The following is a 13,099-nucleotide window of genomic DNA, read 5'->3' as shown; positions in this document are numbered from 1 at the left end:
AATTGGGACAAGGCTGCAACAGGGCATCCGTGTCCCCGCGAGCGACACGTTTTTTCATTGCCTTGACTGTCGGGACTGCTAGAACGAGATCACAGTTTGATTTGATCTGACGGAACGCCAATTCCGTTGTTCTTTGAGCCCCTCGCTTGGTTGCCGCCTTGCGGGGGTTTCTTCTTTTTTATCGTTTGCCTGTGACTGTTTGAGATCAGTAGTTGACTTGTTCGAAGCCATAGGCGCCCTCAAAATCCTCCCAATCGACGAACACAGCACGGACCCAGATATCGGGGCAGTTCTGGCCGTATCGCTCGGCCCCTCGGAAGGCTGGAGGAAGGGCACTTATCGAGCTGTTTTGCCACCGGAATTGGCCGTCTTGATCATACGTGCCACGCCGCACAGAAGCATATCTGTTGCAATCGTCACGGCCCTCCCTCTGACGTGCCGTAACCTGAAAGACATCTATGGAGCGGACGAAATCAAAAGCAGGGTCCGTCACATCGATATCGGCGGCACGCCCGACAGCTTGGGCGAGCTGGAGCGTTTCTCGCTCTCGGGGCAGGGAGACTGCTTGACCAGGATTGAACCCCGCCAACCTGTAGAGGCGCTCAAACGGGTCCGGCGCCTCGAACTCAGCACGCATTGGACAACGCCAGATCTGCAGCGGTGGTTCGACTGGCCAGGGCGTGATCCGGCGGATGAACTCCGCGCGCGCACGGGCGCAGGGAACCGACGCAGGCCAACCGCCTGCGAGGCACAGGAGGATCGCACAATCGATCTGGTAGCCTTGTGCGGTGGCAGGTTTGGCAGCAAGCGGTGTAAGCCCGATCGCGATGATCGCGGCAGTTGACACAAGCCGCCTCATGACAGAGCGCCGCCGCTAACCCGTTGGCGTATAATCAGACTTATGTTAATTGTGTCATAATTGCTGACATATTTTGCGCGTCGTTTCATTGGAACATCTCCTGGTAAGCGTCAAGCACAAGACGGACTTCGGCCTGCGCGGAAGCTGATGCTGCGGCGAGGCAATTCAGATAGGTTTGTGCCTCATCGAAGTAGGTGTTGAACTCGGCTCTGATGTCGTCGCCGTACTCGTTCAGGAGCGCAGGCGAGGCCGCCAGCTCCGGCCGCAACGGCAACACGCAGTCCATCGCCAGCGCCTCGGCATTTGCTGGGATCGCTAGGGCGATGAATGTGCTACATGCCAGCAACCGCGACATCTGGTGGTCTCCCGACAATCTGGGGGCGAATCGTGTGTCGGACCTATCACCGAAAAAATATCGTAATCAATCAAAAGATATCTATTGACCTTCTAACGGGTTTTCCGCTACGTCGCCGCATATCTTGTGACATGCACTGTTTGAAGCGGTGCAAAAGCAGGTTACTTCCGTAGGAACTTCTTTCCTTCGGAGGCAAAATGGCAGGAACAAAATACCCCGTGATCCTAACATCGCACATGCAAGAGGCGATCGAGGGTGGGGCATGGATCGAGGTGGAATGCGTTGAAGCCCCGGAAAAGGGCGGCAACACGCATAGGGGTGGCTGGACGGTTTTCGTCTGCTCCAATGACGGTCAAGGCGGTGTGCACCGGTCGGTCTATGTGACCAACCGGGATCTTAAACCACGCGTCTTCAAGACCGCAGCAGGGCTCATGAGCTTCTGCCTGGAGCTCGACGCAAAGGTATTCAGCTGCCCTCTCCGAGAAGGTGAGAGAGGCACGTGGGAGTTTGAGACGACAAGGTATCCTACCAGCGGCTAGCCTCGTTCTCTGGGGGCTTTCAGGCCCTTCCACTTATGCACAATCCGTTATCGATCTCGATGCTCCAGACCGTGTTGGTCGACTGACCAGTAGCGTTCTCGACTTTGCAAGACCCCAACCCGAGCAAAGCGACGGTGTCGCACGCTCTGAGGTCGTCCCTCTTGATTCACCACGCCTGTCTCCGCCTCGGGTCCCATCGGGCCGCCCTGCGATCGAGACTATGATCCTGGATGTGGGGTCGGTTTACGTGGACCACCCGGCCCTGCGCAGGGCCGGGATGTCCTCTCGCGATTGGCTCGCATTCTTTCGCGCCAACATCGCTATTGAAAGCGCATTTGATCCAGGCGCGCGGTCGCATGTCGGCGCAATCGGGCTTGGGCAGTTGATGCCGGACACTGCGCGCGTGCTTGGCGTCGATCCGCATGATCCTGAGCAAAACCTGCATGGATCCGCCCGCTACTTGCTGACACAACTTGATCGTTTCGGCACGCCGCAGCTTGCGCTTGCAGCCTATAATGCCGGCCCCGAAGCCGTGGCGCGCCATGGCGGGATTCCCCCCTACCGCGAAACCCAAGGCCATGTCCGCAAGGTCATGGCCGTCTATGCCCAATCCATCGGAGACCAGATATGAAACGCATCGACTATACCCGGGCGGCATTGGCCGCGTTGCTGATAGTGGCCGCAGCCCCGGCGCTTGCACAGGACCTCAGCCCGGTCTCTGACATGATCGACAACATCATCGACGCGGTGACGGGTCCGATCGGTCGTGGCCTCGGCGTGCTCGCTCTCGTGGGATCGGGTGTCATGATGTTTTTCGGGCGTCTCAACTGGCCGATCTTCGTCGCCGTGTTTGTCGGCGTGGTGCTGATCTTTTCGGCCGAGACCATCATCGATGGCTTTGCGGCTCCTTGATCTGACAGGCCGCAGAGACCTCCATGCGCGACACACCACTCTTTCTGGGGATGACCAAGCCGCCACGGATATTCGGTCTCCCGATCGGATATTTTGTGGCGCTGGTCTTCGCATCCGTGATCCCTTTCATTCTGGTTGACGACATGCGGTTCCTGCTGGTGTTCCTCGCGGGCTACCCACCGCTTTGGGTGGTCGCAGACCGCAATCCACATCTGTTCCAGATTTTGAACGTGGTGATGTCGCGCACACCGCGAACGAGTGTGCGATCCCGCGATGGGGGCGATTTCTATGTCGCGTGAGTTTCGGGGGTTGATTGCAAGCAACGCTGTTCGGGATGCACTTGGGGACAAGGTCTTGAAAGCCGAGCGTCTTGGGCGGCACCTACCTTACATTGCTGCGGTGCGAGACAATGTCATCCTGACGCGGCAGGGTGATCTGATGGCGTCGGTCACGCTTGGCGGGATCGACAGCTTCACCAGCGATGACACCCGGATCGATGAGATCAGTGAAGGCTTTGCCCGGATCGTCAGTCAGTTGGGCGAGCGTTTCGGTTTCCACATCAACAAGGTATCACGCCCGGATGTCGCGGACCTTGCTGCGCCTGACGGTATGCCTTTTGCAAATGCGGTAGACGCGGCGTGGCAGAGAAGCCTGCGCGCACGTGACCTGAAAGCCCGCACCTTGATGCTGACAGTATTGATGCGTCCGTCGATGCCGCAGGCATTCTCGAAGGTTCTGGGTGCCCTAGGCGGGGGCCGCGATTTCCAGAAAGACATCGATACGCGAATTGTTGCCCTGGAAGAGGCCATGACGCTGCTCATGGCGATGTATTCCGACGCAGGCGCAGCGCGCCTGACAGTCTCGAGCGGGGACTGGCTTGCAGTGTTGGCCGCGGTACACGGACAGAGCTACGGCAAGATCATCGCGGCCCCCGGGCAACTGTTGGCTGACACGATGAGCAATTTCGACGTCAGCTTTCAAGGCAAAACCATGCGGCTGGAAAGCGGCGACAGCGCACGATACGGCGCGATTTTCGGGATAAAATCCTATCCCAGTCGCACCTGGCCAACCATGCTTGACGCGTTGGAACTGCCCTATGACATCACGATCACCAACTCTTTCACGCCGCGGCGCGCCAATGAGATGGTTGAGCGCATTCAACGCACCTTTCGCCAGCGGGGTGCCTCCGAGGATGCTGGTGTCAGCCTGACAGAGCAATTGATCGAAGCCGCCGACGCCGTGGCATCCGGCCGGTCGACCTTTGGGACACACCATGCATCCGTGCAGGTCTTCTGTGACAGCGCCGAGGAACTGGAACAGGCAGCTTCCGAGATCTGGCGGGCGGGGCAAGAGACCGGTGCCGTTCTGGTAAGGGAATCCTGGGCCGCAAAGGCGCTCTATTTCGCACAAGCGCCCGGAAACTGGGCCTACCGGATCCGTGACGGGATCGTTTCGTCGCACAATTTCGCGGAACTGGCCGCGTTTCACAAGACAAGGCCGGGACGCGGACCCGAGGCCAGCCCATGGGGCAAGACGATCACGGCCTTCCCGACCGTGACCTCCAGCCTCTACCGGTTCAACTTTCACGAAGCGGGGCGCCGGACCGATGAGCCAAGCGTCGGGCACACGCTTGTTCTGGGCCGCACCGGGTCCGGCAAGACACTGGGCACGGCTTTTCTCATGGCGCAGGCCCGCAGAGTGGGTGCGCGGGTCATCGTTTTCGACAAGGATCAGGGGTTGGAGATGGCGATCCGCGCTTTGGGTGGCAGCTACAGCGAAATCAAGGTGGGCCAGCCCACCGGCTTTAACCCAATGACCACGGAGACCGATGCGCGGGGGGCCGCCTGGCTGACAGATTGGCTCGGCGACATTCTGGCCCGCCACCGTCCATTTGAGACGGTCCAGACCGCAGCACTGAACGAGGCGGTTCGTCAGATCGCCGCTGCGGAGCCGGGCCTTAGAACCTTTGACGGTTTGGCAAGCCTCGTGGCTTCTACCGATGATGACGGCGACCTGGTGTCCCGCGTGCGGGAATGGACAGAAGCCGGCCGGTACGGTTGGCTTTTCTCAAGGCCCAGTGCCCAGTCGATTGCCATTGGCGAGGATGTCCTTGGTCTCGACATGACCGAACTTCTGGACCAGGACGCAGAACGCTCCGCCCTCCTCGCCTATCTCTTCCGCCGTATCGAGCGCGTGATCGAGGATCGCAGACCAACGATTATTGTGATCGACGAGGCGTGGAAGATGTTGGCTGACGATATCTTCGTCAAGCGCCTCCATGACTGGCTGGTTACCATGCGCAAGCGCAACTGCGTGGTGATGATGTTGACCCAGACACCGGGTCATCTGGACCAAAGTTCGGTCGGCCAGATCATCGCGGAAAGTGTGGCAACCCAGATCCTGTTTCCCAATCCACGGGCAAATCCGGAGGATTATAGCATCCTGCGCCTGAATGCGCGCGAGGCGGATTTTCTTTCCAGCCCGACAGCCGGATTGCGGCTGGCATTGATCCGTTCCGGCACCGACAGCGTGTTCGTCAATACCGATCTCGCAGGCTTGGGCGGTCTGGTTACTGTTCTTGGTGGCGGCAAGACCGGCGAGGAAAAAGCGCCTGCCAATTGGCGCAAGAAAGAAGAATTCTGGAAGGACATGATGTGAAAGCACGATTTTTTCTGTTGGTCGCCATGACGGTCCTGAGCGCTTGCGAAGGTGCATCAACAGGCGTGCGATCGCCCTGTTTTGAGCGGCCCGCTATGGCGTTCTCGGCCCCTGCCCCCGGCCTTGTTTCACGGAATGCGCATTGTGATTTCCAGAGCTTCTAGAATGGCGATTCCGTTGGCTCTGGGTCTTGGCTCGCTTGCCTCTGCGCAGGGCGTACCAGTGATCGATGGCTCCAACCTTGCCCGCGCTGTGTCTCGCGTGGAAGAGCTCGCACGCGACGCCTTGCGGCAGGGCCAGAAGCGCGACGCCCGCCAGGAACAAGCGGATATCTATCAAGAGCAGCTTGAAGCCTATGAGCGTTTCCTTGCGGAGACCACCGGTGTCACCGACCTGAGTGGGTTCGAGGCTGGTGGGCCCGGCTGGGCGAGCGCTGCAGAGACTTACCCAGCCCAGGAAGATCATCCTGATGCCGATCGCCTCTTCGGTGAGCCAAGCGACGTGGAGCGCATGATCATCACGGTGGCGCGGCGCTATGAGGGTCATCCCGGTGTTGCGGCCGCCGGTCTGACGCCACTGACGTGGCGTATCCTGTTTCAGTCACTGATCAAGCAGGAAAGTCGTTTCAACAATGCAGCCGTCTCCCACGTGGGGGCGCGCGGTTTTTGCCAGCTGATGCCGGGCACAGCATCGGATCTCGGTGTGAACCCGTATGATCCTTGGGAAAACTTGGACGGTGGCGCACGCTACATTCTCACGCAACTGAACCGCTTCGGTCGGATTGACCACGCTCTGGCGGCCTATAATGCAGGCCCCGGCCGTGTTCTCGAATATGGTGGTGTGCCTCCTTTCGAGGAAACCCAGACCTACGTCCGGCGCATCAACGGCTATTACAACGACTATCTTGGCACCATCACCGGCGTCGAAATGACGGGGTCACTGGCGGGCTTCGATGGCGCCTCGGCCGCCTGGGGCAACTGGGCGGATGCCTCGGTCGGCTATGGCGCCTACATGGGCACACAGATCGATCAGGCCATGACGAGGATCGCGGCGCTTTTGCGTGAAGATCCGCCCCGTAACGCAAAAGAGGCGCTGGACCGCTCCACCTATATGCTTGCTGAACGGGCGCGGCTCATGGCGCTGACACTGCGTCTGCGCGCGGCCCACGTGAAAGTCGAAGCGGCACAAGGTTTGACCGAGGCCGCCGATCACCTGGAGCAATCCACTTTCTGGAGGTATTCCGATGAAGGCTGAGACCCGCCTTGCCGCTATCCTTGTCGCGGGCACGCTCATGGCGGCTCACCTGCCCCCTGCTTTCGCTCAGGGCGTGCCAGTGATCGATGGATCGAACCTCGCGCAGAATATCGAGCAGCTGCAGGCCGCGCTGCGCGATGCGGAAAACCAGCTTCAGCAAATCGAGGAATTGCGCACCCAGATCGAGCGCCTCACTGTTATTCAGGGCCTTCTTGATGACGTCCTGGGTTCAATTACCGGCCTGAATGAAATCGCAGCCCTTTACAACGATGTGGAGGACCTGCGTGCCCGCGCCCAGAAGATCACCGATCTATCGGGTTTCATGGACAGTCTGTCGCTCGGGGATTTTGACAGCCTGCTGGACGATCTGCTCGATGGCGACGTCACCATGGGAGAGCGCCGGGCCGCCGATGCCATGCGCGAGACGATGGCCAGTGCGGGGTTCACCTCGGAAAAACTCACCGAGCTGAACGACGCCGGGAACCCGCAAGGCGCTGCCATAGCCGATCTGGCGGCTGCCAATGCCATGATTATCGGGCAAGCCCAAATTTCCTACGAGGAAGCCGCCCAGAGCATCGAGCGTATCGATGGGCTGGTGGAAGCGATTGGCGATCAGGAAACGCTCAAGGAATCGATCGATCTCAACACGCGTATGGCCGCGGAGACGAATTACATGCTGGGCCAGATGTGGCGCCTGAATGCCGCCCAAGGCTTGGCGCAAGGTCAAAACGGCATTGATTTCGCGGCCGAGCAGGCGCGCACACGCTCCTTCTTTGATTTTTCCGGCGCCGAGGACTGACCCTTGAATACATCACTCAAAGCACTTGCAGTTTTCATCGCCCTGGCAGGCAGTGCCTGGGCGGAAGACTTGCAAGACCTGCCCGACGATACGTTGCTCGGGGAGGTCGTCACTGCCACCGAAAATGGGGAGGAAGAACGCCTCCTCGATCTCATGCGCGAGGTACAGGCAAGAGGGCTCTTGATGTTCCCGAAGCCGCAAACCTGCACCTTCAGCTATCCGGACACTGAGTTTTTCGGCAACGAGATTTTCCGTGGAGCGGTTCGATGGGGCTTCGGCACCGACCTGAGAGAGCTTGCAATGTCGCAGGGCTTCTGCGGCTGCATCTATGATCTCGGGTCGCTCGATGCGTTTACGCAGGAACGAATTGGCAAACCGGCGCAGGATGCAACTACCAGCGATTTCAGCGTCTTTCGCAAATACCGTCGCAGCGATTGGTCAGATGTAAACGAGCGCTATCAGAACTTCCAATTGGAGCGGTGTGGTAGTTAAGGATGGCCATAATCGCTGAGGTTCTGGCATTGGTAGATGCCACTGTCGCGGGCGTGGCAGCTGACACGTATGCTGATACGGTTGCCGCAGTACGCCCGGTTGTACAGACCGCATCTGTGTTGGTGGTCGTTCTTGTAGGCGCAAATGTGGGTCTGCAAGCCGTGCCGCTCTCGGTTTCCACAATCGTGTCGGTAGGGCTGCGCATTGTGCTGGTGAATGTGTTCCTGACCTTCGCGAACCTCTCTGTCCCCTATGACGCTTTGACAAACGCCCCGGCGGAGCTCGGCGCGGGGATACTGAACTCACTGTCAGGCGGCACAGTTGGGAACCTTTATGATGGAATCGACGATCTCTACTCCCAAGCCCTGAATGTCGGACAGGCGATCAGCCAGAATGGAGGCTGGCTGGCCGGTGCCATGACCAGCGTGGTCATGTTTCTTGTGGCCGCCGCCATGGCGACGATCACCATCATCGTTCTGTCGGCCGCCAAGATCATGTTGGCGGTATTGATCGCCATCGCACCTGTGGTCGTGGCTTGCACATTATTCAAACAATCGGCGCCACTGTTCGAGGCATGGGTCAAACTCGCCATCGGTTTTTCCTTTGTGCCGCTGTTCGTGGCTGCCATGGCTGGCTTCACCATAGCGACGGGTGAAGCTGTCGCGCCTGATAGCCTCGACAGCGTCGAAACACTCGGGGACGCGATTTCGTTCGTCGTGGTGATGATGATCGGCGCTGGCCTGATGTTGCTCGTGCCAACTTTCGCGCAAGGGCTTGCCGCCACGAACATCGGCCTCGCCTCGATCGGTGCAAATGCCGCGCGGATGCCCGGGAACGCGTGGCGCAATACCGGTGCCGCGATCCGGGGCGGAGATGACATGCGACGGGGCTTCAATGCAGGACTTCAGGGACAAGGCGTCTCCGACCGATCGTCCAGCGCGGCCCGTGCCGGGAGCTATGCGGGCGGTGCGGTCAAGCTCGCCGGAAAGATGAAGAAGGGATAGTCATGAGTGGTTTCGATATCGATTTGGTGATGGGTCCGCGCCGGGCAGCGCGCGCCGCATGGATCGTTGCGGGCTGTTCCTGCGCCGTATCCGTGCTGTTGGCCCTGACCATTACGGTTATGTTGCCCCTGCGCGAAACCGAAGTGTTTACCGTCCTCGTCGACAGCACGTCGGGTGCAGCAGAACGCATCTATCAGGTTCAGCCGACTGGTATCACCGATGAGGAAGCGATCAAGGAATCCCTGCTTGTCAGTTATATCAGCGACCGCGAAAGCTATTTCAGGAACGGCATTCAAGAACGGCTCGAAAGTGTCCAGCGGCGCTCCAGCGGGCCCGCCCGCGCCTCGCTGATAGAACTCTGGACCGCGGGGGCCGAGAATTATCCACCGCGCAGCTACGGCGCGAATGCGCAGGTCGATGTCCGCGTGCGGGCGATCACCTTCCTGCAGGACGAAGTGGCTCAGATCCGGTTCGACAAACGCCTCACCCGACCCAACCAGACCCCCGTCACGCAAACATTCATCGCCACCGTAGGGTTTGAATTTGCCCCCCGCCGCGAACGCTCCCTGACACGCGTTTGGGAAAATCCCCTTGGCTTCTCGGTGACCGCTTACCGGGTCGATGCCGAAACACTGACACGAGAATAGTTCATGAAAACCTTCATAATTGCCATCGCAACGGTCGGCGGGTTGCTCGGAACGCCCGCCTTGGCCGAGCGCGCACCGGTCACCATGGGCCAGGACGCCCGCGTTCGCCACGTGACCTTCAACCCTACGGATGTGATCCGGATCGACACCCACCTTCGGGTAAACACGTCAATCGAACTCGGTCCCGGCGAACGGATCAATCAAGTCCTGATCGGTGACTCCGCGTCCTATGAAGTGGAGGTTCTGTCAAACCGCAATACGATCTCGATCAAGCCTGTCGAGGCTCGGGCCGCGACAAACCTGACGATCTTTACCAACCGCCGCGCTGTCGCCTTCTATCTGACAGAGGGACGCTCGCGGACACAGTCTTTCCGGGTCGTCGTAAACTTTCCCGACGAGCGACCCGCCGGGCGCCAGCTTGCGGCTGGAGGCCGAGATACCGGCTATCAGTTCGCGGGCAGCGGTGCGATCCGCCCGGTGCGGGTCTGGAATGATGGGCGCTCGACCTTCTTTGAATTCCGGCCCGGCGTGCGGCCCTCGATCTTCGGCTTGAACGCCCAAGGCTACGAGATCACCCAGAACAGCCAGACGCAAGGTGCGGTCGTGCGGGTCACCGGCGTGCGGGACGCCTACACGATCCGAATGGGCGACGATCATATCTGCATTACCCGGGAAACTGGTGGGTTCACGACCGAGGCTGCTGCCGTGGCCGCCCTGCGTGGACGGGAGTTCTGATCATGAGCAACGAGAAAACCGGGGAAAAGGAATACAGCTTCGCACCCAAGCGGCGCGCATCTCTCGGGCTCAGGCTTGGTTTGGGTGCATTGCTTCTGGCTGGGACCGCCATCATTGCCTACCCGCTTGTGCAAGGCAGCGGCATCACTTCTGCCGTTGAAACATCGAAAGCCGACGACTTTCAGGATCAGGTCGACGGTGACGGGTTCGGCCGCATGACAACCGACGCGGAACCGACCGAACAAAGATCAGAGCCTAGGTTCGATCCCGGACCAATCGAGGATGAACTCGCGGCGCAGCGCCAAGCCCTCGAGGAACAGAACGCCAAGCTTGCGAGCGACGTGATCGCCCTACAAGCCCAGTTGGCAAGACTGGCCGAGGCCCCTGCCCCCGACAATTCCGCCGAGCTGGCCGAAGCGCTGCGCTCGGTCCAGGAACAGAACACGGCGCTCATCGCCCAGATGCAAAGCGAGATGGACACCCGGTTGGCAGAAGCCGATCTTGAAGCGCAAAAACGTCTCGCTGATGAGGTTGCCGCACGCGCGCGTGTTGCCGATGGCCGGATGGAGCAGTTGATGGAGCAAATGCTCGGACTGCAGCGCCAGAACGACGCCCTGCAACAGCAGATCGATGACGGTATGAGTGACGCTCTACGCGCGCAAACCGAGCGGGATCAGCTCGCTGCCGAGGAAGCCGCGCGACGGGCTGAACTGGACCGTCGGCGTGCCGAGGCGGCGGCGCTGCGCAACACACAAATCCGGTCCGAAGGGGTGATCTTTGATGCGGGCGGCCAGACGGGCAGTCCGGCATCTGACCCTGAGAGGGGACCTGCGGTCGGAGATGCGGCGGCGCGCGCCTTCGTGTTGGACGGTGCCCAGCCCGTTCAAGTCGCGACAGCGGAGGTTATCGCCAATCCTTCCAATACGGTTCTGCAGGGCACGCTCATTCAAGCGTCACTGGAAACCGCCATCGAATCCACATTGCCCGGACAGATTACCGCCATCGTGAACTACCCGGTCTGGAGTTTCGATCAGTCCCGCGTTCTCATTCCCGAAGGCTCCCGCCTCTTCGGGACCTACAATTCGAATGTCTCTTTGGGCCAGGCCCGCATTCTGGTTGGCTGGTCACGCATCGTCACACCCGAGGGGCAATCGGTTCAGCTCGCCGCATTTGGCGCGGACGATCAGGGCCGCTCGGGCGTGACGGGCTCCGTGAACTCCCGCTTTGGGCTGCGCTTTGGCACAGCCGCATTGCTCTCGATCATCGGCGCAGGACCGGCAATCGCCGCATCCGAGGCCAGCTCCGAGACCGGATCAGAAATTGCCGAGGATGTCGCGGGCAGTTTTTCGCAGGCAACCAATGCGGTGATCGGCGAATATGCCACCCTGCCTCCGGTTATCTCGGTCCAGCCAGGTGCTGCGATAAGTGTGATCGTCGACCGTGATCTCGAGTTCTATTGATGAACCCGGCGGCAGAAAAAGCCAGTTTTCTTTCGACCTATCTAAAACCTCTGGCTGCACCGATCGCCGATCCCTGCGTGGTCGAAATAGCGGTCAATCCCGATGGAAAGGTCTGGGTGGAAACCCGGGGGGCTGAGCATATGGTCGGCCTCGAAGGTGTGTTTTTCTCCCCTTCCCAAGCTCGGGACCTTGCAACATCCATTGCCAGCGCCACCCACGGACAGATCAGCGAGAAAAAGCCGCTCGTCTCCGGCAAGATCGAGATAAACGGCAAGCCGATCCGGGCACAGGTCGTCTATCCACCGGTCGTGGATGGCGGGCCGTCGATCACCTTGCGCCGCTACAGTGAAGACCAACTCACCTTGGGCGACATCGGTCTGTTGCACGGTGCACTGGTGGACCTGGACGCCGAACGACAGGAAAAAGCCGAACGGGTGATCGCGCTGACCCAAGCGGGGGATATTCGAGCCGCCATGAAACTCTGCATCGATGAGCGGTTGAACATCATGATCAGCGGCGGGACGTCCACGGGCAAAACGACTTTTGCTCGGGCGCTTCTCGCGCTGGTGACCGAGACGGAACGTATCTTGACCATCGAGGACGCATTTGAGCTCTTTCCTCCGCAGCCCAATCGCACGATGCTCAAGGCGGACCGTGTCCCCTCAAGTGAACGCACCGCGGCCAAATTGCTGGAGACCTCTTTGCGCATGCGTCCTGACCGGATCATTCTTGGCGAGTTGCGCGGCGATGAATGCAAGACCTTCCTCGACGCGATCAACACCGGCCATTCCGGCTCTTTCACCACAATTCACGCCGATACCGCGCAGAAGGCGCTCGACCGCCTTGCCCTCATGGTCATGTCCGTCGGCATCAATATGAGTTTTGAGGAGGTAAGGCGCTATGCCGCCTCCAGCATCGATGTCGTGGTGCAGCTTGGTCGGAAGGACGGGAGACGTGGGGTCGAACAGGTGTGGGTGCCTGGTATTGAAAAATCAGAAGTGACCAGCTGAGGGATGTTTGGAAGCGTGCGCATTGAGCACTTTCGGACGGTGATCTCTCCCGTCTTGTCCCAACATGAGCGCGTTTGCGCTTGATCGCATTGATTGCGATGATTACACTCCTCTCAGGAGGATATCATGGCAAGCATTACCATCCGAAACCTTGACGATGACGTGAAGCGGCGCCTTCGCATCCGCGCGGCCGAACATGGCCGTTCGATGGAAGAGGAGGCGCGCGAGATCCTGCGCCACGTCGTTGGCGAGGCGAAGCCCAGCCACGATCTTGCTGCGGCGATCCGTGCGCGGGTCGCGCCTCTGGGCGGCGTTGATCTCGACCTTCCGCAGCGTGAAGCCATGCGCGAACCGCCCATATTCGACTAGGCCTGA

General features: G+C 59.9%; 15 protein-coding genes. 13 read left to right on the top strand and 2 right to left on the bottom strand.

Features of this window, described 5'->3' with window-relative positions; translation table 11 throughout:
• Nucleotides 1–205 precede the first annotated feature (205 nt).
• Together D4754_RS18035 and D4754_RS18030 are read right to left on the bottom strand one after the other, a co-directional pair.
• Nucleotides 206–859, bottom strand: coding sequence for a hypothetical protein (locus tag D4754_RS18035; protein WP_121066465.1), 654 nt, complete (start codon nt 857–859; stop codon nt 206–208).
• 85 nt (nt 860–944) lie between these two features.
• A complete protein-coding gene (locus D4754_RS18030; RefSeq protein ID WP_067296151.1) occupies nt 945–1,214 on the bottom strand; it encodes a hypothetical protein in 270 nt (89 codons plus the stop codon).
• A 621-nt stretch (nt 1,215–1,835) separates the two neighbouring features.
• Here D4754_RS18030 and D4754_RS18020 point away from each other — a divergent pair.
• The 13 genes from D4754_RS18020 to D4754_RS17960 all read left to right on the top strand — a co-directional run bounded on the left by D4754_RS18020 (nt 1,836) and on the right by D4754_RS17960 (nt 13,093).
• Entirely contained in the window at nt 1,836–2,384 is a 549-nt protein-coding gene (locus D4754_RS18020; RefSeq protein ID WP_375342699.1) for a lytic transglycosylase domain-containing protein, read from the top strand.
• Nucleotides 2,381–2,665, top strand: coding sequence for a TrbC/VirB2 family protein (locus D4754_RS18015; RefSeq protein ID WP_037239483.1), 285 nt, complete (start codon nt 2,381–2,383; stop codon nt 2,663–2,665). Before D4754_RS18020 ends, D4754_RS18015 begins: the two co-directional genes overlap by 4 nt.
• Before the next feature lie 23 nt (nt 2,666–2,688).
• On the top strand, nt 2,689–2,964 hold the full coding sequence (locus tag D4754_RS18010; protein WP_114295076.1) for a VirB3 family type IV secretion system protein: 276 nt from the start codon (nt 2,689–2,691) through the stop codon (nt 2,962–2,964).
• Nucleotides 2,965–3,019: 55 nt separating this feature from the next.
• The gene (locus D4754_RS18005; RefSeq protein ID WP_163025969.1) at nt 3,020–5,323 is read left to right on the top strand and encodes a VirB4 family type IV secretion/conjugal transfer ATPase; all 2,304 of its coding nucleotides are present in this window, start codon (nt 3,020–3,022) and stop codon (nt 5,321–5,323) included.
• Between the two features lie 165 nt (nt 5,324–5,488).
• Nucleotides 5,489–6,577, top strand: coding sequence for a lytic transglycosylase domain-containing protein (locus D4754_RS18000; protein ID WP_163025968.1), 1,089 nt, complete (start codon nt 5,489–5,491; stop codon nt 6,575–6,577).
• Nucleotides 6,567–7,376 carry a type IV secretion system protein gene (locus D4754_RS17995; protein WP_114295073.1) on the top strand — a complete coding sequence of 270 codons (810 nt, stop codon included), beginning with the start codon at nt 6,567–6,569 and terminating at the stop codon, nt 7,374–7,376. The genes D4754_RS18000 and D4754_RS17995 overlap by 11 nt, the downstream gene beginning before the upstream one ends.
• 3 nt (nt 7,377–7,379) lie before the next feature.
• Nucleotides 7,380–7,868: a hypothetical protein gene (locus D4754_RS17990; RefSeq protein WP_089852529.1), complete on the top strand. Its 489-nt coding sequence runs from the start codon at nt 7,380–7,382 to the stop codon at nt 7,866–7,868.
• A gap of 2 nt (nt 7,869–7,870) precedes the next feature.
• Nucleotides 7,871–8,872, top strand: a complete 1,002-nt coding sequence (locus tag D4754_RS17985; RefSeq protein WP_114295072.1) for a TrbL/VirB6 family protein — start codon at nt 7,871–7,873, stop codon at nt 8,870–8,872.
• 2 nt (nt 8,873–8,874) lie between these two features.
• On the top strand, nt 8,875–9,519 hold the full coding sequence (locus tag D4754_RS17980) for a VirB8 family type IV secretion system protein (protein WP_114295071.1): 645 nt from the start codon (nt 8,875–8,877) through the stop codon (nt 9,517–9,519).
• A 60-nt stretch (nt 9,520–9,579) separates the two neighbouring features.
• Nucleotides 9,580–10,254 carry a TrbG/VirB9 family P-type conjugative transfer protein gene (locus tag D4754_RS17975; RefSeq protein WP_163025967.1) on the top strand — a complete coding sequence of 225 codons (675 nt, stop codon included), beginning with the start codon at nt 9,580–9,582 and terminating at the stop codon, nt 10,252–10,254.
• A gap of 2 nt (nt 10,255–10,256) precedes the next feature.
• The gene (locus D4754_RS17970; protein WP_114295070.1) at nt 10,257–11,714 is read left to right on the top strand and encodes a TraB/TrbI/VirB10 family type IV secretion system protein; all 1,458 of its coding nucleotides are present in this window, start codon (nt 10,257–10,259) and stop codon (nt 11,712–11,714) included.
• Nucleotides 11,714–12,724, top strand: coding sequence for a P-type DNA transfer ATPase VirB11 (gene virB11, locus D4754_RS17965; RefSeq protein ID WP_114295069.1), 1,011 nt, complete (start codon nt 11,714–11,716; stop codon nt 12,722–12,724). Before D4754_RS17970 ends, virB11 begins: the two co-directional genes overlap by 1 nt.
• Nucleotides 12,725–12,850: 126 nt before the next feature.
• Nucleotides 12,851–13,093: a FitA-like ribbon-helix-helix domain-containing protein gene (locus D4754_RS17960; RefSeq protein ID WP_114295068.1), complete on the top strand. Its 243-nt coding sequence runs from the start codon at nt 12,851–12,853 to the stop codon at nt 13,091–13,093.
• Nucleotides 13,094–13,099 lie beyond the last annotated feature (6 nt).

Origin of the sequence: Chachezhania antarctica, from assembly GCF_003646465.1 — a bacterium.
GTDB classification, from domain to species: Bacteria; Pseudomonadota; Alphaproteobacteria; order Rhodobacterales; family Rhodobacteraceae; genus Chachezhania; species Chachezhania antarctica.
This window is presented reverse-complemented; position numbering and strand designations above follow the sequence as displayed.

Coding starts and splice junctions, on each gene's coding strand:
- D4754_RS18035 (WP_121066465.1), bottom strand. CDS start 859: ATGAGGCGGCTTGTGTCAACTGCCGCGATCATCGCGATCGGGCTTACA.
- D4754_RS18030 (WP_067296151.1), bottom strand. CDS start 1,214: ATGTCGCGGTTGCTGGCATGTAGCACATTCATCGCCCTAGCGATCCCA.
- D4754_RS18015 (WP_037239483.1), top strand. CDS start 2,381: ATGAAACGCATCGACTATACCCGGGCGGCATTGGCCGCGTTGCTGATA.
- D4754_RS18010 (WP_114295076.1), top strand. CDS start 2,689: ATGCGCGACACACCACTCTTTCTGGGGATGACCAAGCCGCCACGGATA.
- D4754_RS18000 (WP_163025968.1), top strand. CDS start 5,489: ATGGCGATTCCGTTGGCTCTGGGTCTTGGCTCGCTTGCCTCTGCGCAG.
- D4754_RS17995 (WP_114295073.1), top strand. CDS start 6,567: ATGAAGGCTGAGACCCGCCTTGCCGCTATCCTTGTCGCGGGCACGCTC.
- D4754_RS17985 (WP_114295072.1), top strand. CDS start 7,871: ATGGCCATAATCGCTGAGGTTCTGGCATTGGTAGATGCCACTGTCGCG.
- D4754_RS17980 (WP_114295071.1), top strand. CDS start 8,875: ATGAGTGGTTTCGATATCGATTTGGTGATGGGTCCGCGCCGGGCAGCG.
- D4754_RS17970 (WP_114295070.1), top strand. CDS start 10,257: ATGAGCAACGAGAAAACCGGGGAAAAGGAATACAGCTTCGCACCCAAG.
- virB11 (WP_114295069.1), top strand. CDS start 11,714: ATGAACCCGGCGGCAGAAAAAGCCAGTTTTCTTTCGACCTATCTAAAA.
- D4754_RS17960 (WP_114295068.1), top strand. CDS start 12,851: ATGGCAAGCATTACCATCCGAAACCTTGACGATGACGTGAAGCGGCGC.